This window comes from Mycobacterium kiyosense, from assembly GCA_021654635.1.
GTDB classification, from domain to species: Bacteria; Actinomycetota; Actinomycetes; order Mycobacteriales; family Mycobacteriaceae; genus Mycobacterium; species Mycobacterium kiyosense.
The window spans coordinates 98,122-120,022 of sequence record AP025179.1 but is presented as its reverse complement, the minus strand read 5'-3'; the positions used below and the strand labels follow the sequence as shown (position 1 = coordinate 120,022).

At 63.7% G+C, this 21,901-nt stretch carries 19 protein-coding genes and 3 pseudogenes; 11 read left to right on the top strand and 11 right to left on the bottom strand.

The window, feature by feature from the left end; genetic code table 11:
• Nucleotides 1-32: 32 nt before the first annotated feature.
• Nucleotides 33-851 carry a poly(3-hydroxyalkanoate) depolymerase gene (gene phaZ / locus L6444_RS00595; protein WP_236979503.1) on the bottom strand — a complete coding sequence of 273 codons (819 nt, stop codon included), beginning with the start codon at nt 849-851 and terminating at the stop codon, nt 33-35.
• Nucleotides 852-1,114: 263 nt separating this feature from the next.
• Here phaZ and L6444_RS00590 point away from each other — a divergent pair, with 263 nt between their 5' ends.
• Nucleotides 1,115-2,791, top strand: coding sequence for a long-chain fatty acid--CoA ligase (locus L6444_RS00590; protein WP_264889368.1), 1,677 nt, complete (start codon nt 1,115-1,117; stop codon nt 2,789-2,791).
• Nucleotides 2,792-2,927: 136 nt separating this feature from the next.
• Entirely contained in the window at nt 2,928-4,772 is a 1,845-nt protein-coding gene (locus L6444_RS00585) for a fatty acyl-AMP ligase (RefSeq protein ID WP_236979499.1), read from the top strand.
• Here the strand turns inward: L6444_RS00585 and L6444_RS00580 are convergent.
• Nucleotides 4,753-4,977 (bottom strand): annotated as a pseudogene (locus L6444_RS00580) (cytochrome P450); the annotation flags it as partial. The gene L6444_RS00585 and the pseudogene L6444_RS00580 sit on opposite strands and share 20 nt — an antisense overlap.
• Before the next feature lie 153 nt (nt 4,978-5,130).
• Here L6444_RS00580 and rnhA point away from each other — a divergent pair.
• The 4 genes and pseudogenes from rnhA to L6444_RS00560 all read left to right on the top strand — a co-directional run bounded on the left by rnhA (nt 5,131) and on the right by L6444_RS00560 (nt 7,216).
• Nucleotides 5,131-5,592, top strand: coding sequence for a ribonuclease HI (rnhA, locus tag L6444_RS00575; RefSeq protein WP_236979492.1), 462 nt, complete (start codon nt 5,131-5,133; stop codon nt 5,590-5,592).
• A 113-nt stretch (nt 5,593-5,705) separates the two neighbouring features.
• A pseudogene (locus L6444_RS00570) lies at nt 5,706-5,858 on the top strand (type II toxin-antitoxin system VapB family antitoxin); the annotation flags it as partial.
• A gap of 65 nt (nt 5,859-5,923) precedes the next feature.
• Nucleotides 5,924-6,340 (top strand): PIN domain-containing protein, encoded by a 417-nt coding sequence (locus L6444_RS30350; protein ID WP_370653056.1) that lies wholly within the window; start codon nt 5,924-5,926, stop codon nt 6,338-6,340.
• 177 nt (nt 6,341-6,517) lie between these two features.
• A complete protein-coding gene (locus L6444_RS00560) occupies nt 6,518-7,216 on the top strand; it encodes an HXXEE domain-containing protein (protein ID WP_236979485.1) in 699 nt (232 codons plus the stop codon).
• 49 nt (nt 7,217-7,265) lie between these two features.
• On the opposite strand, the pseudogene L6444_RS30345 reads toward L6444_RS00560, so the two are convergent.
• Nucleotides 7,266-8,050 (bottom strand): annotated as a pseudogene (locus tag L6444_RS30345) (TetR/AcrR family transcriptional regulator).
• A gap of 337 nt (nt 8,051-8,387) precedes the next feature.
• On the opposite strand from L6444_RS30345, the gene L6444_RS00545 reads away from it, so the two are divergent.
• Entirely contained in the window at nt 8,388-9,014 is a 627-nt protein-coding gene (locus L6444_RS00545; RefSeq protein ID WP_236979484.1) for a nitroreductase family protein, read from the top strand.
• A gap of 31 nt (nt 9,015-9,045) precedes the next feature.
• Here the strand turns inward: L6444_RS00545 and L6444_RS00540 are convergent, their stop codons facing one another.
• Together L6444_RS00540 and L6444_RS00535 are read right to left on the bottom strand one after the other, a co-directional pair.
• Nucleotides 9,046-10,032: an amidohydrolase family protein gene (locus L6444_RS00540; RefSeq protein WP_236979471.1), complete on the bottom strand. Its 987-nt coding sequence runs from the start codon at nt 10,030-10,032 to the stop codon at nt 9,046-9,048.
• 80 nt (nt 10,033-10,112) lie between these two features.
• Nucleotides 10,113-10,901 carry a TetR/AcrR family transcriptional regulator gene (locus tag L6444_RS00535; RefSeq protein WP_236979469.1) on the bottom strand — a complete coding sequence of 263 codons (789 nt, stop codon included), beginning with the start codon at nt 10,899-10,901 and terminating at the stop codon, nt 10,113-10,115.
• A gap of 192 nt (nt 10,902-11,093) precedes the next feature.
• On the opposite strand from L6444_RS00535, the gene L6444_RS00530 reads away from it, so the two are divergent.
• Complete coding sequence (locus tag L6444_RS00530) at nt 11,094-12,707, top strand: phytoene desaturase family protein (RefSeq protein WP_236979467.1); 1,614 nt, start codon at nt 11,094-11,096, stop codon at nt 12,705-12,707.
• Nucleotides 12,708-12,752: 45 nt separating this feature from the next.
• Here L6444_RS00530 and L6444_RS00525 read toward each other — a convergent pair whose 3' ends face one another.
• Nucleotides 12,753-14,405 (bottom strand): PEP-utilizing enzyme, encoded by a 1,653-nt coding sequence (locus L6444_RS00525; RefSeq protein ID WP_236979464.1) that lies wholly within the window; start codon nt 14,403-14,405, stop codon nt 12,753-12,755.
• A 74-nt stretch (nt 14,406-14,479) separates the two neighbouring features.
• Here L6444_RS00525 and L6444_RS00520 point away from each other — a divergent pair, with 74 nt between their 5' ends.
• A complete protein-coding gene (locus tag L6444_RS00520) occupies nt 14,480-15,538 on the top strand; it encodes a DUF7064 domain-containing protein (protein WP_236979463.1) in 1,059 nt (352 codons plus the stop codon).
• 183 nt (nt 15,539-15,721) lie between these two features.
• Here the strand turns inward: L6444_RS00520 and L6444_RS00515 are convergent, their stop codons facing one another.
• Both L6444_RS00515 and L6444_RS00510 read right to left on the bottom strand, forming a co-directional pair.
• Entirely contained in the window at nt 15,722-16,888 is a 1,167-nt protein-coding gene (locus tag L6444_RS00515; protein ID WP_236979461.1) for an LLM class flavin-dependent oxidoreductase, read from the bottom strand.
• Nucleotides 16,889-16,944: 56 nt separating this feature from the next.
• Nucleotides 16,945-18,108, bottom strand: a complete 1,164-nt coding sequence (locus tag L6444_RS00510) for an LLM class flavin-dependent oxidoreductase (protein WP_236979460.1) — start codon at nt 18,106-18,108, stop codon at nt 16,945-16,947.
• Between the two features lie 176 nt (nt 18,109-18,284).
• On the opposite strand from L6444_RS00510, the gene L6444_RS00505 reads away from it, so the two are divergent.
• Nucleotides 18,285-18,896, top strand: a complete 612-nt coding sequence (locus L6444_RS00505) for a hypothetical protein (protein WP_236979458.1) — start codon at nt 18,285-18,287, stop codon at nt 18,894-18,896.
• Nucleotides 18,897-19,248: 352 nt separating this feature from the next.
• Nucleotides 19,249-19,431, top strand: coding sequence for a hypothetical protein (locus L6444_RS00500; RefSeq protein ID WP_236979456.1), 183 nt, complete (start codon nt 19,249-19,251; stop codon nt 19,429-19,431).
• A 268-nt stretch (nt 19,432-19,699) separates the two neighbouring features.
• Here L6444_RS00500 and L6444_RS00495 read toward each other — a convergent pair whose 3' ends face one another.
• The 3 genes from L6444_RS00495 to L6444_RS00485 all read right to left on the bottom strand — a co-directional run bounded on the left by L6444_RS00495 (nt 19,700) and on the right by L6444_RS00485 (nt 21,836).
• Complete coding sequence (locus tag L6444_RS00495) at nt 19,700-20,386, bottom strand: TetR/AcrR family transcriptional regulator (protein WP_236979454.1); 687 nt, start codon at nt 20,384-20,386, stop codon at nt 19,700-19,702.
• Nucleotides 20,387-20,530: 144 nt separating this feature from the next.
• Nucleotides 20,531-20,803, bottom strand: coding sequence for a hypothetical protein (locus L6444_RS00490; RefSeq protein ID WP_236979452.1), 273 nt, complete (start codon nt 20,801-20,803; stop codon nt 20,531-20,533).
• A gap of 49 nt (nt 20,804-20,852) precedes the next feature.
• Nucleotides 20,853-21,836: a protoporphyrinogen/coproporphyrinogen oxidase gene (locus L6444_RS00485; protein WP_236979450.1), complete on the bottom strand. Its 984-nt coding sequence runs from the start codon at nt 21,834-21,836 to the stop codon at nt 20,853-20,855.
• Nucleotides 21,837-21,901 lie beyond the last annotated feature (65 nt).

Genomic DNA, 21,901 nt, shown 5'->3' with positions numbered 1-21,901 from the left:
AGTTCCATACCCCGAACGGGGGTTTCCTGTAGCTACGGCTGATCCAGGAAGTCCTCCACTATCGGCGCCAATTCCTCGGCGCTGGTGAGCAATCCGAGGTGGCCGTCGTGGAAGATGTGCAGTCGGGCGTGCGGGATGAGCGCCTTCAACAGCTTGCCGTTCAGCGGAGGGATGACCGGGTCGTCGTCGCCGGTCAGAATCAGCGAAGGCTGGCGGATCAGCCGCGAGAACGGGATGCTGGTCCAGCCCAGCACGGCGAGCTGTTGGTAGAACAACCCGCGGCGGCCGCTTCGCATGTGGTTGAACAGCGAGGGTGTTTGTGTTCCCTCACGGGCTTTGCCGCCGTAGATGATTGGAGCGACACTGCGGGCGTGCTCGGGGTCGTCGAAGCGGCGCCGGGTCAGCATCTCGCGGACCACCTGGAGGCGGCCCGGGATCAGTGCGCCCGCCGCGGTACTGACCAGGATCAGTCGCCGGCAGCGGCGCGGGTGCTGGAAGGCGAACTGCTGGGCCAGCGCCCCGCCCCAGGACACCCCGAGTACGTCGACGTCATCGACGTCGAGCGCGTCCAGCGCGTGACTGGTCAATCGGGCTACCTGGCACAAACGGTAGGGCAGTGTCGGGGCGGGTGATTCCCCAATGCCGGGAACGTCGATGCGGATCACCGTTGTCTCCGCTCTCAGCGCATCGACGAAGGGCTGCAACCCTTCCATGCTGACTCCCAGACCGTTGAGCAACAGCAGCGGTGGACGCTGCGACGATCCCGGGCGCACCGACACCCGCACGTGGTGGCCGTCTACGTCGATGAACCGTGTCTCGGGTGGGATATCGATCTGGTCGGCAGTATTCAATCGTCTTCCTCCAGACGGGTTGCGGCGATTCCCCCTCAAACCTTGGGGCCGATCAACGCGGACGCTACCGGCGGGACGGCGCCGCTTCGATACCGACAACCCAGTCGGCGTAGGTGATTACGGCGAATGGGAGATCGCCGCGGCGCGCGGCAGTTTCTAGCGTGGACGGACATGGACGCTTGCCTTGTCATGCCGGCAGCCAGACTGTCCTGCGGTGATCCCAGGCACAACATCGGCTTTCGCGTGGAACGAGGAACCCCGTGGTGCAATCGCTAGTCCAAAACGAATTCAAGCTGACACTGCAACACGCCCTGCGGCGGATGCGTACGATGCACTCACGGGTCGAGGTGGTGACCCTCCTCGACGTCGAAGGCAGCACTGAGCACGTCAGCTACGGCGAGGTGGCACGCCGCGCCGACAAACTGGCCGCCGCGCTGCACCGACTCGGCGTGCGTGCCGGAGATCGCGTCGCCACCTTCGCCTGGAACAACCAACAGCACCTGGAGGCCTACCTTGCGGTCCCGTGCATGGGATCGATTCTGCATACGTTGAACATTCGGCTCTCCGATGACCAGCTGGTCTACATCATCAACCACGCCGAGGACCGGGTAGTTCTCGTTGACGAGTCGCTCATCGCACAACTCGAAAGGATCCTTCCCGCCATCGGCGGGGTGAAGCGTTTCGTCATCATCGGTAGCACAGGCACCGAAAGGCTGCCCAATGCGGTGCTTTACGAAGATCTGCTTGCGCAGGAGTCCGAGGGCTTCGACTACCCGGCTATCGATGGTAACGCGGCGGCGAGTCTGTGCTACACGAGCGGGACCACCGGCAACCCGAAAGGTGTTCTCTACGGTCACCGTTCGACCGTGCTGCACGCGTTGGCCGAAGGTCTGACCGACACCCTCGACGTGCGGTCCACCGATCGGGTATTGCCAGTCGTGCCGATGTTTCACGCCAACGCGTGGGGCTTACCCTATACGTGCGCAATGCTTGGCGCCTCGCTCATCCTGCCGGGACGGTTTCTGCAGGCGGAACCGTTGATGCGGCTCATCGCCGATGAGCAGGTCACGTTCGCCGCCGCAGTTCCCACTATCTGGAATGACCTGCTGCGCAAAGCGACATCGCAACCCGCGGTCCTGGCCAGTCTCCGCCGCGTCGTGTGCGGCGGTGCGGCCGTGCCACTGTCGTTGATGCAGCGCTTCGAGGAGACGTTCGGCACACCACTGGTCCAGGGGTTCGGGATGACCGAAACCAGCCCGCTGGTCGCGATGGCCGAAGCCCCCGCCGGCGTCACCGGCGAGGAGAAGTGGCGCTATCGGGCCAAGACCGGTCGCATCAGCCCGCTGGTGGAGGCGCGCATCGTGGACGCCGAAGGGTCTGAATTGCCCTGGGATGGAGAACAATCCGGCGAGCTGGAACTTGCAGGGCCTTGGATAGCGTCTGGTTATTACCGTGACGATTCGGCCACCGAGGACAAGTTCCGCGACGGTTGGCTGCGCACCGGCGACGTGGCGACGATCGATTCGCTGGGCTACATTCAGATCACCGACCGTGTCAAAGACATCATCAAATCCGGTGGGGAATGGATCTCCTCGATCGAGATGGAGAATTCGCTGATGTCCCATCCCGCGGTGCTCGAAGCCGCGGTGATCGCCAAACCCGACGAACGCTGGACCGAACGGCCCCTGCCCTGTGTGGTCGTGGCCGCCGGCGATTTACCCAGCCCCGAAGCACTCAACGCCCACATCCAGATGTCGTTCGCCAATTGGCAGCTGCCCGACGAATACGCCTACATCGCTGAGATCCCCAAAACCAGCGTTGGCAAGTTCGATAAGAAGGTGCTCCGTAGAATGCTCGCTGCCGGAGAACTGCGCGGCCGCCGGCCCGTGCAGACCAACGATAGGGCGACCTCCGCGGCAAAAGACGTCGCCGCAACCTAGACCGCGCGGAAACGGCGACTAGACCCGACAGGGCGAGTGCCGGGTGTGACGGGGACAACATCTGACTTTCAGTCGTGAGCATTGCCATAGCCTCACGACACGACATCTACTTAGTACAACTACTAATGTTGCCCAGATGGGTCGGGACCTATTGTGCAGCAACATCTCCGATGACTTGTCACCGCTGGCGCCGTATCTTGGTCCGGACGGGATCACCGTTCCCGACGATGTCACGCTGACCTCGTTCCTCGACCGCAACGCCGCCGCCTGCCAGGGTCGGCCGGCTTATCGGTTCATCGACTACCGCCGCGATACGGACGGTGTCGCGGTAGAGCTGAGCTGGATGGGGTTCGCGACCGCGGTGCGCGCGATCGCAGCCCGGCTGCAACAAATTGCCGAACCCGGTGACCGGGTCGCCATCCTTGCTCCGCAGGGACTGGACTACGTCACCGCTTTCTTCGCCGCGGTCCACGCGGGAACCATATCCGTGCCACTGTTCGCGCCGACCCTCGCCGGGCACGCCGAACGCCTCGGGGCGGTCTTGGCCGATGCCCGACCCGCCGTGATCCTCACGACCTCGGCTGCCGCTGAGTCAGTGCGGCGCTTTACACAAACCCTGCCCCGTGCGCACCGACCCCGCCTGATCGCTGTCGATGCGGTACCGGCCTCGCTTGCAACGTATTTCAGGGAACCACGGCGTAACGCTGCCGACATCGCCTACCTGCAGTACACCTCCGGCTCCACCCGTATCCCCGCGGGTGTCGAGATCACCCATCGCGCGGTATGCACCAACGTCGTGCAGATGATCCTGGCCGGCGGGCTGGACCCCGGCATTCGCAGCGTCAGTTGGCTGCCGCTGTACCACGACATGGGACTGGTGATGATCATGTTTCCCATGCTGTGCGGTGGTCACATCACCCTGATGGACCCGATGGCGTTCGTGCGCCGCCCCTACCGGTGGATCAAACAGCTCGCGAGCGAGGCCCGGCACGGCCGGACATTCGCGGCCGCACCGAATTTCGCGTTCAGCCTGGCCGCCGAGCGCGGGCTGCCGCCCGCCGGCGAGCAGATCGACCTGAGCAATGTCGTCGGTCTGCTCAACGGCTCCGAACCGGTGTCGCTGGCGGCAATCGAGCAATTCAATGCGGCCTTCGCGCCCTACGGGCTGCAGGAGACCACCATCAAGCCGTCGTACGGGATGGCGGAGGCGACCTTGTCGGTGGCCAGCATCGCTCCCGGCGAACGTGCCATCGCGCTGCATTTCGACCGCACCCAACTCGCTGCCGGACACGCGGTGACCGTACCGGCGGACCATCCGAATGCCGTCGCCTACGTGTCCTGCGGAACCCCAGTACCCGACCAGTGGGTAACGATTGTCGACTCCGAACGAGGTGCCGAACAACCCGACCGGATGGTCGGTGAAATCTGGTTGCACGGCAACAACATCGGCCGTGGCTACTGGGGCCGGGAAGAAGAGTCCGACCGCACCTTCGGCAACAAGCTGCAGATCCGGCTCGAGACAGGCAGCCACGCCGAAGGCGTCCCCGACAACGGGCAATGGCTGGCGACCGGCGATCTCGGCGTCTACGTCGACGGCCGGCTCTACATCACTGGCCGGATCAAGGATCTCGTCATCGTCGACGGAGTCAACCACTACCCGCACGACATCGAAACCACTGCGGCCCAAGCTTCGTCGGCGATCCGGTCCGGATATGTCGCCGCCTTCACCGTGCCCGCACCCGAATCCGGTGAGCAATTGATCGTCGTCGCAGAGCGGGCAATACGGGCGCGACAGACCGACGCTGTCGCCGACGACGTCCGCGCTGCGGTGTCCCGCCTGCACCGGTTGCGCATCACCGACCTCCGACTCGTGCCGGCGGGGGCGATTCCCCGCACCACCAGTGGGAAGATTGCCCGGAAGGCGTGCCGATCCGCCTATTTGGCAGGGGAATTCGGCCCGGTCATCTCAGCTTGCACCTGATCGGAAGGTGCTTGACTCCACCCACGAAGGTGCTAGCGACGAGTTCGGGTTCCCCCGCCAGTTCGATGGACTCGATCCGCGGGATCAGTTCGCTGAAGAAGCTGTTGATTTCCATCCGGGCCAACGACGCGCCCAGACAGAAGTGCACACCGTGGCCGAAGGACACATGTTTGTTCGGGTCGCGTGCGACGTCGAAGCGCATCGGCGCAGCCGAGAAGCTCCGACTGGCTTCGGGTGCCGGCCAGTCACGCACCAGCCCAGAAAGATTCATCGGGCTTTAGACATCGCCGTTGACCTCAAACTCACGACACTCCGACGACCTTCGCGTGTTCCGACGACCACGGTGCAGACTGAGCCAGTGACCATCGACCCCGTAGTCATCCACACCGACGGTGGTTGTCGTCCCAATCCCGGGCCCGGCGGCTGGGGAGCGGTGTTGCGTCAGCGGGAGCACGTTCGAGAGATGTGCGGTGGCGAGCCGGGTCCGACGAGCAACAATCGGATGGAGCTGACCGCGCCGATCATGGCGCTCGAAGCGCTCACCCGACCCGTCGTCGTGCACCTGTACACGGATAGCACCTACGTCCGCAACGGCATCACCAAGTGGGTGCTCGGGTGGCAGCGCAACGGCTGGCAGACCGCGGCGAAGCAGCCGGTGAAGAACGTCGACCTCTGGCAGCGGCTCCAAATCGCCTGTGCGAGACACCAAGTCGAGTGGTTCTGGGTGAGGGGACATTCGGGCGTCGCCGACAACGAGTTGGCTGATGCGTTGGCGACCCGCGGTTTGCACGACGCGGTCGCGGCTTCGAGCCTGACGTAGCCTCCTCAAAGCGCGGACGCCCACGCAGAGCTTCAACGGCTCGCGGGGACGCTGAGCGTAATGTTGGTAATGTATGCCATCGGTGTACATAAGCCACATCCGAAGGGGTCCTCGTGACAGTCACGCAAATTGACCTCGATGACGAGGCTCTCGAGGAGGTCATGCGCCTTGCGGGTGTGCGGACCAAGAAAGACGCGGTCAACCTCGCGCTACGTGATTACGTCGACCGCTTCCGGCGCATCGAGGCACTTGCCCGATCCCGCAAACATGCCGAGGACTGGGATTATGACGGCTGGCGTGCCGCGCGCACCGACGAAAAGGCCGTGGGTGGTTGATCCGCTTCCTCGCCGATTCGTCGGCCATCTGGCGGATTCAACGACAACCCGAGTTGACCGAGGCTTGGACCGCGGCCCTGCTGAGCGGAGCCATCGGATCGTGCGAACCGCAGCGCGCTGAGTTCCGCCGATCCGCTCGAAATGTCGACGAATTCGACCAAATGAACCAGGCGTTCCGCGACCTGTGCCCAGACGTACCGGTGCCGAAGTCGGTATGGCGATGGATCGAGTCGGCTCAGTACCGGCTCGCCAGCGCCGGGGTGGTGCGAGCACTATCGGTCGCCGACCTACTTGTCTGCGCGACAGCCGCGGAGCGAGGTTTAGTCGTTCTGCATGACGACGCCGATTACGAGCTCGCCGTACGTCACCTGCCGAATGTGGCTGCACAGCGCGTGATCAAAGGTGCGCCGTAGCGGCGCGTCATCGAACACCCTGGGGCTCCGGCGCTTTGCCGGGCCGGTACCTCGCGACGCAAATCCTGGCCCTCGACCGCCGCGAATGATACGTTCTTAGATGGTAGCTATATATTCGTGCCGGATTGGGGGCGGCTGAGCAACGGTCTCACGCCACAACAGAAGTGGAGCCGATGGGTGAGTACAAAACTTATCGACCGTTACCGCCGAGAATGGCCTCGGGTCGCGGCTGTCCAGGCGATGGCCCTGGGCGGGGCCAGTCTGCTCATCGGGCGCCGGACGCAGACGAACCTGCGCGCGCTGTCGGTGATGAACGCGATGACGATGTGCGCCCACCAATACGAGGAGTACGTCGACCCGGGCTGGTTTCCGGGCATGGTCAACGTCGCCATCTTCAAGAGTGATCAACCCGACAACTACCCGTTCAACCCGCATTCGGCGATGTGCGCCAACATCGCGTTCCGCGCCCTCTATGTCCCGGCGATGCTGTTCCCGAAAGTCAAGTGGCTGGGATTGCCGCCCGTGTTACTCGGCATCGCCCAGGCCTTCGGTCATGCCGTTGTAATGCCGCGGATGATCGGCACCAAGTACAGTCCCGGTGCGCTGACCGCGGCGCTGCTGCACCTGCCGATCGGCATCACCTATCTGTCCGCTCTGCGCAAGCAAGGCCCCATCTCCCGGAGCGACTGGCGCAAGACGGCGGGCGTCCTGGTGTTCTTCTTCGGCGCCGGCGTCGCGTTCCCCAACATCTCCAACGCGGACAAGAACAGCCCATACAAATTCACCGCACACCAGATGGGCCGCTACGGCGCCCAGCCGGTGCCGGCCTCCTCCCCGGAGCTGGGCGATGGCAGTTCGCCCGGATCGGCCAGCTGATTCCGGCAGGCCCAGAAGTACTCGGTTCGCCGACCCCGAAGTTCTGACGCTACTTAACGGTCGGGGCGACCCCTCGCAGAAAGATATCCGTGAAGACGTCACAGACGGCATCGATATCGGGGAGTTCAGCAGCGGGAACCGGGTGTCCGGTCGGGCGCAGAAACATATGAATCGTGATGGGCGCCAACAGTTGTTGAATCAACAGCGGCACGGGAATATCTCTAATTCGTCCCCTGCCAACCTCGTTCGACAGCCACTGGCCTAAGACGCCCGCCACGCGCGGTGCCGTATAGGTGACCAGTGAACGCGCCACCGGGCTGTTCGGCCTCACGAAGGCATCGGCGAACATTGCCGGCGCCACCTGGGGCTGGCGGCTGAACACCTGTGCCATCAATCCGTAGAGACGTCGAACAGTGGCCCGCAGATCCTCGGTGCCCTCGGCAAGGGAAATCCTCGATCTCTCCCAGGGGACTGTGCCGCTCGAAGATGGCGCGTAACAGACCGTCACGCGTGCCGAAATTGACGTAGAGGCTTGGGATTGAGCATTCCGCACGTTCGGCAATGGCTTCGAACGTGGCTGCGCCCAGTCCATTTTCCGCAATCAAAGCGGCGGCCGCATCGAGCGCTCTGACCCGCACCGGCGGGGCGCCTCCCGGGTCCACACCCTCGCGCGCGCACCGCGTCATCGAGGGCAGCCCGGGACCCGCCCAGCCTTCTCAACAGGGTGCTACGTGAAACACCTGCGTGACGGGCGATCACCATGATGGGGACGTCGGCGACATCTCTGCCGAGCTCAGCGGCGGCTTCCAGGGCTGCGTCCACCACCGCATCCAAATCGGCAAGTTCACCGACCGGCGGGGATACCTCATGGGCAGTGCCAGTCGGCTTCCGAGGACTCATCAGCGCTCCAGCCAGGAGACGTGGCGCGGAGTTGGTCGGCCCATTCGTGAATCGTGCCACCCCAGCGGCGGGATATGTCTATGTACGGGTACTCTAATATGGTGTCACGATCGCCTATCGGCGCGCGGACATTACCCGCCTGTCGCATGATCGATTTGCGAAACATGTTTGTCAGCAACTCAATTCGAACGCGACGACTCTTCGGTGTTCACCTTTGCACCCACGAACTGGGGGACCACAAATGACTGATGACGCGCCCAGGGATCGGGATGTGCACCTGCCCGCGCCGGCACGTGACCCCGACGATCGGATTGTCGCCATGTTCCAGCAACGACAGACGATCCGGGACATCGATCCGACAGCGCAGCTGTCTACACAGATGCTCTCCGACTTGCTGTGGTCGGCGTTCGGGGTGAATCGCGATGCCGGCCCGTTCGGAACGACGTCAGGTCGAACGGCAGGCTCGGCCAGCAACTCCCAGGAAATCGATCTCTACGTCGCGCTGCCAGGCGGAACCTATCTGTATGACGCCCCGAACTGTCGCCTGATACTCGTCAATGACGGCGATCTGCGCGGCAGCGCGATATTGCCCGTGCAGCGAGAGCTCATGGACATTCCCATCGCCCCCGTTCAATTGATCTACGTCGTCGACCTTGACCGGTTGGAGCACACCTCCGGATTCGATGAGCCGGGGCTACACGATCCGGATGTCCAGAAGTCGTACTACTACGTCGACACCGGACTCATCGCCGGCAATGTGTACCTGTTCGCCGCCGCCCACGGCCTCGCGGCCTGGTTTCACAACTGTGACAGGGAAAGCCTGACCCGCAGCCTGCGACTGAAAGCAGAGCAACGGGTCCTGTTCGCGCAATCCGTCGGCTACCCCTCGGCTCCCTGAGATCCCCGCTCGGGTTCGTGGCTCCCCAAAGTCAAATCCGCAGCAGGCGTTCGGCGTTTCCGTGGGCGACCTTTTCCCGGTCCACGTCGGGCAGGGTGGTGCGCTCGAACCCCGCGACGGCCTCATACGACGATTCGTACGGATAGTCCACGGAGAACATGACCGCATCCGCCCCGACCTCCAGCACCGCGCCCAGCAGGGTCGCCGGCGAGAACACGCCGCTGTTGGTGAACACCACGTTGGTGCCCAGGTAGGCCGACGGCGGGCGCTTGATCTTCTCCGGCGGGTTCAACGTGTGGTAGCGCGAATCGAGCCTGCTCCGCTGAAACGGCAAGAATTCGCCCATGTGCCCCAGGATCAGCATTGCCCGCGGATGCCGGTCGAACACGCCACCGAAGACGAGGCGTAGCGCGTGGCCGCTCACCTCGGCGGCCCAACTCCACGTCGCCCCATACAATTCCGGTCGCCCCTGCAGCACCTGCCACCGGTCGGCCGGCGGTGCTCCCGGGTGCAAGTAAATCGGAACCTGCAGCGATTCCAGCGCCGACCACACCTCGTCGTATTCCGGCGCGTCGAGATAGCGCCCGCCCGGGCCGTAGATGCAGTCGTTGACCAGCGCTCCGCATAGACCGAGCTCATGCACCGCGCGTTCGAGTTCCGCGGCCGCGGCTGCCGGGTCTTGCAGCGGCAGCACGGCGAAACCCTGGAACCGGTCCGGGTTCTTCGCGACGACTTGCGCGGTGTACTCGTTGACGAATCGTGCGTTGCTACAGGCTAGTTCGGGCTCGATGTCGACCTGCAGGCCCGGAACCGTCAGCGACAGGACCTGGACGTCGATGCCCGCCTCGTCCATCTCCGGCAACCGGTACTCCGTGAAGTCGGGCAATCGGGCGGCGAACCGCGTGGCGGCATCGGAGTTCCATCGGCAGGGCAGCTGGGGGACTCCGCCATCCGGCATCGGTTGGCGCTCGCCGAGTTCGGGGATGTAGAAGGCTTCCTCCAAGGCGATGTAGCGCATGCAAACTCCCTTCCTCGCGCAAGCGCGGCTGCTCTGCTGCCAGCCTGCTGCCGGACGTGCCTTTTGTGAAGCGGATCCCTTCAGTCGCGAGCGATGGCCGCGCGAATGTAGCCCTTCATCTCCCCGATGATCTGGGCGTCGCTCAGGTTCAAGTTGTTGGGAAACAGCCAGTCCTTAAAGAAGACCGTCCCGCCGATCATGGCGATGGTGAGCCGAGTTGCGATCGTTACGTCAACGTTCGGGTGGCGCGAGGGATCAACCTCGCGACGGATCGCGCGTTCCAGCGGGCCGAGTATCTCGGTCATGGCTGCCTGCTGATCGGTGCCTGAAGTCATGTCCGAATCGTCGTGTATTCGGGTGGTGAAGAGCGTCATCAGAGCGCCTCGATGCTCGATCATCGACCGGTAGAACTCGTCGACGAACTCGTCACTGACCAGGTGCGACAGCCCCGGCAAATCCTCGGTATTCCACTGCTCCGCGTAGCGGCGGACCAACGCGCCTAACGGGTCGAAGATAGCCACACGGAACAAGTTCGCCTTGGTTTCGAAGTGACGGAAAAGCATGATCTCCGCAACCCCGGCGCGCTCGGCGATCTGGCTGGTGCTGGTCCGGGCGTAACCCTGGGTGGAGAAAAGCTCCGTCGCAGCTGCGACGAGCAACGCGCGTGTCTCACTTTCGCTGCGGCGCCCTCGACGCGCCGGCGCCGCGGCCTCGGGTTGATCGCCCCGGACCACGCGTCCATACAGCGTCGCCTTACTGCCAAAGTGGCGAAACAAAGTGGTGGAGGTGGTTCCGGCACGCTCAGCGATCTGCCGGGTGCTGGTGGCCTCATAGCCCTGGAGGGCGAACAACTCCTGCGCAGCGGCCAAGATCGCCTGCCGCAGTTGTGCACTGGTGGGTCGGCCGGGACCTTGCGTTGCCGTTGGGGGTGGTGCGGGCATACCTCAGTATGCGACCCCTTGACACCTGCGCCTTGACGCCCGAAGTACGCACTGTCATTCTCATTGAAAGTAGCCACTGTCAATCGGGACGACAGCTCATCGGTCTCGAGCACCGGAGGTATGGTGTCCGATTTCCACGACGTGATAGTGATCGGCGCGGGGCACAATGGGTTGACCGCGGCATGCAAGCTCGCGCGCGCGGGACTCGACGTGCATGTCGTGGAAGCCGGCGCCACCTTCGGCGGCCAGTCGACGACGCTCCGTCTGGTTGAGTCCGCTCCGAATCACCGCATCAGCCCCTACGCCGTCGACGACATCTTTCTCACCGCAGGCGGGCTGGTGGACGAGCTGGAGCTGCGCCGATTCGGCTACCGCGACGTCTATATCGATCCGTCCTACGTCTATCTGCATCCCGACGGCGCCACTCTCGCGTTCTGGAAGGACGCCCGCCGCACGGCCGAGGAGATCCGGGTGTTCTCGCCCGCCGACGCCGATGCCTACCTCGAGCTGATCCGCACCGTCGACGCACTCCTGGACATCGCACTTCCGATCATGCGCTCCAACCCACACCGGCCGGGGTTCAAGACGCTCCTGGCCGTGGCGGGAAAGGCCGCTAAAGGTGCCCGACGACTGCCCCAAACAGCTTGGTTCGCTGTCGATTCGGCCGCCCAAGCATTGGCTGAGCGGTTCTCGCACCCGATCGTGCGCAGCGCGCTGGCTCAGCTCTCGGCGACCTGTGTCGGTCCGATCAACACCAACGGCAGCGCGATCGCGTTGATGGCCCCCGGCTTCCCCCACCGCTTCGGCACGCGCAGGCCGGTCGGCGGCACGTACACGCTCATCGCGGCCCTGCTGAACAACCTGCGCGACGCGGGCGGTACCGCGGCCACTAATTCCCCTGTGCGCGAGATCATTATCTCCGGCGGGCGCGCCACCGGGGTGCGGTTAGCCGATGGCCGCCAGTTCGGGGCTAGGGTTGGGGTGATCGCCAGTTGTGACCCGGTGCAGACGCTCGGGCGGTTGCTGCCGGCCGGTGCACTCGACCGGGTCACCCAAGCCCGGGTGGACCACATCCCCACCTCTGCCGACGGCGCGAGCGCGTCGAAGGTCGACATCGCGCTGCGTGGGCGCTTGCGCCTCGACCGCCACCAGAAGACCCGAAAACGAAGTGGTCGTGATGATTTCGATGTGCGGCTGCCTGCGCAGCTGATCGCTGACAGCCTGGAGTCGGTGGCGCGGTCGGCCGAAATTTGCCGGCTTGGGCAGTTCCCCGATGACGACATCCACATGTTCACCTGCATCGCCAGCCAAGCGGACCCGTCGCTGGCACCCGAGGGCCAGGACACCCTTTACCTCTATGCACCGATCACTCCGGTGAACCCGGTGTCTGGGTGGGAAACGTTGGAGTTGAAGGCCTCTGATCGGATCGTCGCCAAGGCCGCAGAGTTCTTCGACGGAATCGAGGACCTTGAGATCGGCCGCTGCATGCAATCTCCTCCCGAGATGGCCCGTCGGGTCAACGCTTCGCTGGGCTCCACGGTGATGCATGTCGACTACTTACCGCATCGCTTGGGCCCACTGCGCCCGGCACGCGGACTCGGCGGCTACCGCACCCCGGTTGAACGACTCTACTTGGGCGGGTCCGGGTCGCATCCGGGATTCGGCATGACCGGCTTGCCTGGCCGGTTATCGGCGGCAGAACTGCTGCGCGACCACCATCGGCAGGCTCGATGACCCGCCCGTAATATCGAGCAAGACTACCCTCATGTCGGGCCCACTCTATCGGTCGAAGCCTCGGAACCCGTTTCCCCCACAAGGCTTTATCGTTAGTAGCCTTGGGCGCGTCACACGCCAGCTCGGCGCAGGATCTCTACTGTCCCCCCTGCCACCGTCGACCCTGATCTCGTCCCCGGTCCGGATATGGGTCGTACCGTTTTGCGTATTGACTACGCACGGCAGGCCTAGTTCCCGTGCCACAACTGCGGCGTGACTGAGCGCTCCACCGATGTCGACGACCAGTGCGGCCGATATGAACATCACCGATGCCCAGCCGGGATCGGTGAACGTCGCGACCAGAATTTCTCCCGGCTCGACGTCGTCAAAATCCGGACTGGTCAGAAGACGGGCGCTGCCGACCACTACACCGGGACTCACGCCAATCCCCTGGACGCTCGAGCTCTCTTGAGGCGGCTCGGCGTTTTCGACTTCCGGCGGAGATCCCGTCCAATGCGACGGTGGTGCGGGATACGTCTGGTACAGCGCCCTTTGGGCGCGGCGTTCGGCGACAAGGTGCCTGGCGTTCGACGGGATGCGACCGAGAAGCTCATCGGTGGTGAGGAAGAAGACGTCGTCGGGACTCTTGATGTCGCCGCGCTCAGCGAGGCATGCACCGATACGGCGCGCGGCGGCTCGCGCCACGTCGAACGACATCAGAAGGCTCTCTTTTGCTGCGCCCCGCAACGGAATACGTCGCGCCGCCAACCACAGGATCGCTGCTATGGCGGGTTGTTTCAGTAGCGGATACTTCCGGACAAGCTCACGGGTCAGCGTGGCTCGACGCCCACGATGGACCGCGTCCGCGACCTCTGGGTCTGAGTCGGCATCGAGTAGAGCGTACCGCTCGACGAGCGCGAAGAGCGGACTAGGATCCTCACGCCATGTGCGGCTTTGGAGTTCGCCCTCGGCGGGGCCGTGATAACCATAGTCCCGTTGCACTTCCTTGACATCGACGTCGCCGCGTGAGGCCTTCCATATACTGCCGATAAGGCCGGCAACCTCCGGAGCCCCTGATCCGCTGAAGGTTCCGATGTCACCGACTCCCGTGCGTTCGATCATCGCCTCGACGGCTTCATACAGCGGTTGGACAACGGCCAGCGTCGCCATCGCCTGTAAAGCCACGGCCTGGTCAAATCGCTTCCAAGCCAACCGGAACGCCGCGAATGCGTCCCGCAATGGGAGCTCAGGAATTCGCGCGCACTCGCCCAGATACCACTGCTTGGTGGTCTTGTTGACTCGTCGAATGCGCCCGGCCATGGTGGCCGCCAGGTACGGTACCCGGACTGCCACCATCGGGTACCGCGACCGAGTCGGGTGATACACCATCCCTTCCGGCGTCCGGCCCAAGATGGCGGCAACGGCTCCCTCACCGGTGGCCCCGGGAAGGCGGTCGCCGATCACGGTAAAAATGCCCACCTGCACTGCGACTCGGCCGTAGAACTTTCGCAGTACTGGTGACTGCAGTGGGGGCGGCAGGGCGCCGTCACGCTCGGCGGCGGTGATGACCCCGATCCGGAACATGGTCTCGCGGGTGGAACGGTCAACAGTCTGGCTCCACATCGATGCGCTGAGGGGAGTCTGCACGCCCGGAATGACTTCCGCGAAGTTCGACGTCGTCCACGTCAGATCGTCGGCGGGATCGTTATAGCAGTCCACAACTATGTCTTACCGCATTTCGACCGCGTATATTTCTTTTGGCAGAAACGCTCGTTAACGTTTTTGGGCCGTCGATGGAGCGAGATCACCAGCAGGAGGGATGCTGCATGACAGTAGATAACCAGCAGACGCCGTGGTGGGAGACTCACGACTCGATCTTCTTCAAGCCCACGGCTGCCGACGACTTTCTCCATCCCGAGGCCAACGCACTGGTCGAAGGTGACTCGGTCTCGGAAACGCAGTATTTCGGCTTCAATATCCCGGAGAAACGGATCTATGGCCTGCTCTACCTCTGGCACCATCCCCATCTCGGTGTGGTTCTTGGTGGAGCGTGGGTGGTTCAAGGGTTTGTGCGCCACAGTTTTCAGTCGGAGATCTTCGACTTCGTCACCTACGAGAACGATCGTTGCCTTACCCGGGACTTGCACGACGTCCACCTCAGCAACGGCTACCGCACCAGTGTCATCGAACCCCTTAAACGGCACCGGGTTCGCTACACCGATGACCGACGCGGCAACCACATCGACATCGAATTCGAAGCGCTGATGCCGCCCGCACTCACCAAGGGCGGGCTGCACTTCGAACAAGGGATGCGCGCCACGGGGACGGTGACCCTGGCGGGTGAAGAACACCCCGTCGAATGCTTCAATGTCCGCGATCGGTCGTGGGGTGCCGTGCGACCCGAGAATGTCCAGCCCTTTGCCCCGTTCCCGTGGATGAACTGCGTCTTCGGCGAAGACCTTGTCTTTGCGTGCACGGCATTGGACACACCTGACACCAACCCCGAATGGGAGGGCACCTTGTCGCGCCCGGTCGAAGGCAGCCTTATCAATGGCTGGGTTTGGCGAGACGATGAACTCGTCGCGATCGCATCAGTGACACGAAAGCGGACACGTCGCGATGCTGATTCGTTGCTTCCGACTTCCGCCGAGCTCGCATTCGTGGACGCACGCGGACGCGATTACCACCTCACCGCAGAGATCCTTGCGGGTGGAAATTGGCGTACCTGGCAGAACTTCGACGCGGCGTACTGCCTGGCGCGCTGGGAACTTGACGGTCGCGTGTCCTACGGCGATTTCCAGGAAGTGCAAGGCGCCGACTATATCCGGCACTTCATGCGGCGTCAGCCGTAGCGAGAGACGGCCTCACCGTTCGCGACGAGGCAGGTCGATCTCGGCGGCGGGCTCGTCCAACGTCCTGGGTGACGGTGGTCGAGAGAATGCCCGTGCGATGCCCCGGAAACCGAGGAAACACAAAGGGTTCCCGCACGCGTCATCCGTGCGCTGACAAGACTAAGAATTTTCAGCGAACACGTCTCACATTTGTGACGCCGAGGTCGCCCCCTTGATCAGTGCCGCGAGTTCGAATGCGCGCCGCAGCCCTTCGGGTGCTTCGTCTGCCGGTCGGGTAAGCGGGAAGAAGTCGACGATCTGGACGAAGTTGACACCGGCGTCGATGTAGGGCGCGATGACGTCGGCCATCTCCTGCGAACTGCCGTGGTGCCAGGATTTGCGCACAATCTCGGGGGTGGCGGTCGCCAGGACGGTGTCGGTTTCGGACTTCGAGTAAGTCAGCGGCAGCATGTCGGTCGCATAGTGCCATGTCTCACCCAGCGGCGGATCGAGGCCTTCGGCGTGCCAGGCCCCGGCGTGGAATCGGCCCATGGTCGCCGAGATCCAGCGGATGTAGTCGTTGCGCATCGCGGTGTCGATTGCCGTCGAATCCTCGTTCATCAGGCAGATCCACCACAGGCCGAAACCAAACGTCTCGGGATCGCGCCCCAGTGTTGTCAGCGTCCGCTTCATCGCCGCGATCTGTTCGGCGGCCTGGTCGGGATTGGCCCACACGAATGGCGCCGCGGTACAGAATCCGTCGCCGTAGCGCGTCGCGGTGTCAATCAGACGCGGACCACCGCCGAGCGCCCACAGCTGGGGCCGAATAGCGGGTCGAGCGCGACCGAGCCATGCCTGTTGCAGGTTCCAGTGGTTGCCCTCGTGATCGATCGGATCGACGTCGTCCATGAACTTTCGAAAGATCCGGAACACGTCTTCGAGACGCTTAGCGCCTTGAGAGCGCCTGTGGCCGAATGGCTTACATTGCTTCAATTCACCTGCGCCCATCTGCACCATGGTGGGGCCGGCGCTCACATCGGCCAGGGTCATCAGAGTCTGAGTGAATTCCGCGGGGCCACGTCGTACTGCGTCGCTCGTGGTGACCAAACCGAATCCTGGTACCGCGGTGGCGAGTTGCGCCAAGACAACGTAGGGGTCGGGGAAGGAGTCGATATCCGGCATCACTGCTGACAGTGGTGAGTTGTCGGGTCGCCACAATGCGGGCGGGGCGAAGAAGGTCATCTGGTCCCACACCGTGAGAGAGTCGATGACTCCGCTGGCTTGGATGGCTCGAGCGGTGTCAATTGCCGCCGCGATCGGCAGGTGACGACTGTAGACGATCGGGAGGTTGACGTGCAGAGCCTTACTCATTTGCTCTCTCCCGGTTGCTGTTTGGTCGATCACCGACGACGCGGCGGAGATTCTGGCTATGGCTGCGCGTGCCGGAAGCCCTTGAGATAGCTGCTCACCGCGATACTGCGGCCCAGCGCCGCGGGGAGTTCGTCAGGTTCCAGCACGAACGCGGCCATATCCAGGATTCCCACGAAGTCGACTCCAGCGTCGATGAACGGGCGGAACTGAGCGGCGGCCTCGGCCGGCGAGCCGTAGAAGTACGACTTTTCGGTCATCTCGCGGGTCGCGCGGCCCGCCCATTCCTCGACCTCGGCTCTGCCCATCGACAGGGGCAGCATTTTCATCGCATAATGCCAGTCTCGCGGCATCGGCGGCTCGATCCCCTCTTTTTCCCAATCGGATTGATTGACGCGGCCTGCGATGGCAGTGAGCCAGCGGGTCAGTTTGTTGTCCAGCGCGCGATCGACGACGTTGGGGTCCTCGTGCAGCAGCATGGTCGCCCACACACCGAATCTGAAGGTGTCGGGGTCCCGGCCCTTTCGCTCCAGCTGTGTCCGCATCGTGTCGCGCTCCTCGGCGAACTTCTCCGGAGAACTCCATACGAACGGGCACATCGTGCAGAAACCGTCGCCGTAGCTGGTTGCCAGGTCGATGATGCGAGGTCCCCCGCCCAGACCCCAGATCTGAGGACGGTTGGCCTTGGCGGTTCCAATCCAGGCATCGGTAAGGGTGGTGTGGTGTCCTTGGAAGGTAACCGGGCCGTCAGTGGTCATCAGCGCGTCGAAGATGCGGTAGATATCTTCGAGCCGATCGATGCCTTGCGCGCGTTTCCAGCCAAATGGTTTGGTTTGCTTGACTTCTCCGGCTCCAATCTGCACGATCGTGCGGCCGCCGGTGAGGTCTGCCAGGGTGAGCATCGACTGGGCCAGTTCGGCCGGTCCGCGCCGAATCGAATCGGTCGACAGCACGATCCCTAGCTCCGGGGCCAGCGCCGAGGCGTAGCCGGCCATCGTCCACATGTCCGGAAAGCTGTCGCAATCCGGCATGATCGCTGCCAGCGGCGTGTTCTCCGGCGTCCACAGCCCCTGCGGATACCAGGATGTCAATTGGTCCCACACCTGGAAATAGTCGACGCTGCCGCTTGCCGCGATCGCCTGTGCCATCTGACCGAACGCGACAGGAGAAAGATGGCGGTCGACCGTTATGGGGATGCTTGTCTCAATCGCTGACATGGCCATCGGCTTTCTTTGTCGGTCACGGCTTCGCATCCCGATAGGGGTTGGCGCGGGTTTGAACAATCACCAAATGTAAACGATGGTTCATGAACTAAGCTGACATGTTACCGCTGTCTTAGCCGGGTGAAAACAGGCATTTCGCTGATATATTCAGGACTTCGAGGGAAAAGGTGATAGCGATGGTGTTAACGATGCCTACCGAGCGGGAGTCCCGGGTTGAGACGATTGCCCAGCGACTGTTCCTGATTGCCGGGCCGGCGACTTTGATCGGCTTCGCGATTGGAGCTATTCCCATTGGGCACTTCGTTCCGCCCTTCATCACTCCCGGCGACACTGCCATGCAAGTCGCCGCGCAGTACGCCGAGCATGCGACACGGATTCGCTGGGGTGCGATGATCGCGATGATCAGCCTGTCGATGTTGACGCCATGGGGGATCGCGGTAGCCGTCCAGACGCGCCGGTTCGGCGGTCGATCGCAGACTCTGTGCTACCTGCAGATTGCCTGTGCCGCGATCTCCACCACGATCATCGTGTTCATGTGCATGTTTTGGGCTATCCCGGCATTCCGGCCCGGGGACGTGCCACCGGACATCGTGCGTGCACTCAACGACATCGCGTATTTCCTGATCGTATGGCCGTATTTCCCGTTCACCATTTGGGTGCTGGCGGTGGGCCTGGCGGTACTGCTCGACTCGGGCAGGGATCCCGTATTCCCCCCGCTGGGTAGGCTATTTCAGCCTGTGGAATGCGATCTCCTACCTGCCGGCAGGCTTTATGGTGTTCTTCCATAGTGGTCCGATCGCGTGGAACGGTCCCCTGGCCCTCTACATTCCGCTGGCGAGCTTCTTCGCCTGGATGGTCATCGTCACCTGCTACGGATTTCGCAATCTCAGTCGCGAGGTCCCGGCAGGCTCGAATACCGTCAGCGCTTGAATACGACCTCGGCATAGGCGATGCGCTCACGGCGAGCCATCCGCCGCGTGAGCGCCCGCAACACCGCGATAGAGGGTGTTCCAAAAAGATATCGGTATAGTCATCGAGACGTTCCGTGTATGCGTCATCGTCGAGAGGCGGAGTGGCAGAAAGGGTTCGGTGCACCATGCTGGCCAGCCACGTCGCGATCTCGGTCGCCGGCAAATCCGGGTGGACCCAGCCGCCGCGCTGTCCGCGCTCGATGTGATCGGCGAGGTCGTCGATGCTGTTGCGGACGAATGCCCGATAGGCGGCGTCGGCCCGCGGCTCGAACAACGCGGTGTCGCGCGCCGCGGCCAACACGGCCGCGTGCGGACGGTACCGCGCCAGGGCGGCGGCAACATCCTGGCGTAGCTCGGCCCGGGTGGGGGCTCGTTCGCGCACCGTCCACCCGACCGGCGCCGAACCCGCCGCCGCACGAGCGTCCTCAAGCCAGGCCAACAGCAGATCGACCTTGTCGTCGAAATAGACGTAGAAGGTGGTCCGGGTGAGATCAGCTGCAGCGCTCAGCTTGTCGACGCTGACCTCGGTGTAATGCATTCCGGCGTCGTGCAATCCCACAAAGGCCCGCCGCATCTTGTCGCGGGTCGCGCCGCGCCGCGCCTCGCGGTCGCTCTGTCTGCTACGCGTGGTCGGGGACATCACATCGCGCGGGCTCGTGGGTGGGTGCGTACAGGGTGTTCCAGACAATGGTCGTGAGGCTGTCGACCCACCTGTCCGGATTGTCCAACTGCCCGGTCGCGGTGAGTTCGTAAAGCCCGCTCTGAGTCATCGACGCCAGAAGGCCTGCGGTTCGGCGGGACTCGAGCGTCGGGTCGAGACTTCCCCGCGTCTGCCCTGCAGCAAGTTCTGCCGCGTACCCTTCGAGCGCGTTTGTGAATAGTGCCGAAAAGTGTTGGCGGACACCGGAATCGTGGGTGGCCACCTGTTCGATGGCCCGTAGCAGATGCCGGTGGCGCTGGTAGGTGGCGAAGATGCGCTCGGTGACCGTGCGCAGCTGATCCCATGTCCCGTCCGGGTGCAGCGTCCACCACGCGAGCGTGGCTTCGAAAAGTTCGACGACAGCGTCCTCGGTCAACGCGCGCAGCAGATCTCCGGTGTCTTCGAAGTAGACATAGAACCGCGACCGCGACATATCCGCCGCGCGACTCAACGCAGCGACGCTGAGGTCGGAATACACCGCGCCCTCCGCGAGGAGATCCTCCAACGCCGGGGAGAGCCTGGCGACGATCGCACGACGGCGCTCATCCCGCCGGCGCTGCCCGGGCCGTTGCTGCCGGGTGGTGCTGGCGTGCTGGTCTCGGGGCATCGTCCACATAGTATGCAAGCCGCTCGGCTCTGATACCGGTTGCGCCGGTGCGCTCATCAGCAGCCGGCCACGCGGCGGCGCGACGGCGCGGTCGCGCGGTGCGACGCCGTCGCGAGTGCGTCGGCAAGTTCCCTGGCGGCGCGCTCACCGGCGGCGACGGCGGTGTTGACGTTGCCCGACGAGTTGTAGGAGCCGGCAAGATGGATCCGGCTTCCCCCGGCGCCGCGTGGCATAGAAGTGGCCGAGCTCGCGGTAGAGGCCCGGGTGGCTATAGACCAGAACCGGGTACCACCGGTTGACCCGGACGAATTCGATGTCGTTGGTGACGCCGGGCATCAGCGGTTCAGCATCCCGCAACAGCCCCGCGAGGACGGCGTCGTCATCGTCGTCGGCATGTTCGACGGCCCATTCGTTCATCGAATACAGTCCGATCAGGCCCTTGCCAGGCCGTGTACGACCCGGCGCCTTATTGTGCTCGGCGATGATCGCGAACAGTGCATCCGAAGACGGTCGGGGGGAAAACCACGAAGGATGCCGGCATGCCGGCGGGCGGCCGCGACAGCCCGACGTTGATGTTGATGCACGACGTGTAGCGCAGGTTCTTGAGGAACGCAGCCCGATCGGACTCAAGCTGGGGAAGCAAGTCGGGGACTTCGTTGCCCATCGAACTGACGATCGCGCCCGCCCCGGTCTCGGTGTGCTGTCCGTCGGGGCCGCTCCAGGTGATCTCGACGTCCTCGGGGCGCTCGACGATTTCCTCGACGGTGACCCCGAGGCGGACGTCCAACGGCGCGGCCAGCCGCTGCATGAACGACGTGTACCCGTCGCGAAAGGCAAAGAGCTTGGTCCCGAGCACCTTCTGCCAGAGAAAGAAAAATTCGACGACCGAGATGACGTCGCCGGGCACGCCGGCGCCCGCTCGCACCGTCGGTTCGATCAAGTAGTCGTACAGTTCGCCGCTGATCCCGCGACGGGCGGCGTAGGCTGCAGGCGTCTCGCGATCGTAGGCGCTGGCAATCGAAAGATCCTCGTAGCTAAGCAGTTTACCGATCCGCAGCGCATCGATCGCCAGCTTGCCGACCTGGAGCTTGGCGCGGGTGGACAAGAGCTTGGTACGGGCGGCGTCCAGCGCCAGGTTGTCGGCCCGCAGCAAGTGCAGCGTCCGGTCGCGAACAAAGCCCATCAGCGAGTTTGACGGGATCAGCTCGCCCCGCATGCCGATCTCGTCGACCAACCGCATCACCGCCAAGTACGCCTCGGGAAGCACGGTGGCGCCGGTCTCCATCAGGAAGCCGTCCTGCTTGACGGTGAGCAGCTGTCCGCCCACCCGATCGCGTCGCTCGAGCACCACGACCGGGTGGCCCTTGGCGGTGAGCCGGTGTGCGGCGGCCAGCCCCGACGGGCCGGCGCCGACGACGAACACCGGTCCTGAACCACTGGTTTCCGCCATTGCAACCTCCCTGTCAACCGGCGTCTGACGTCTCGACCTTACATACTGTCCTGAACTCGAGACAG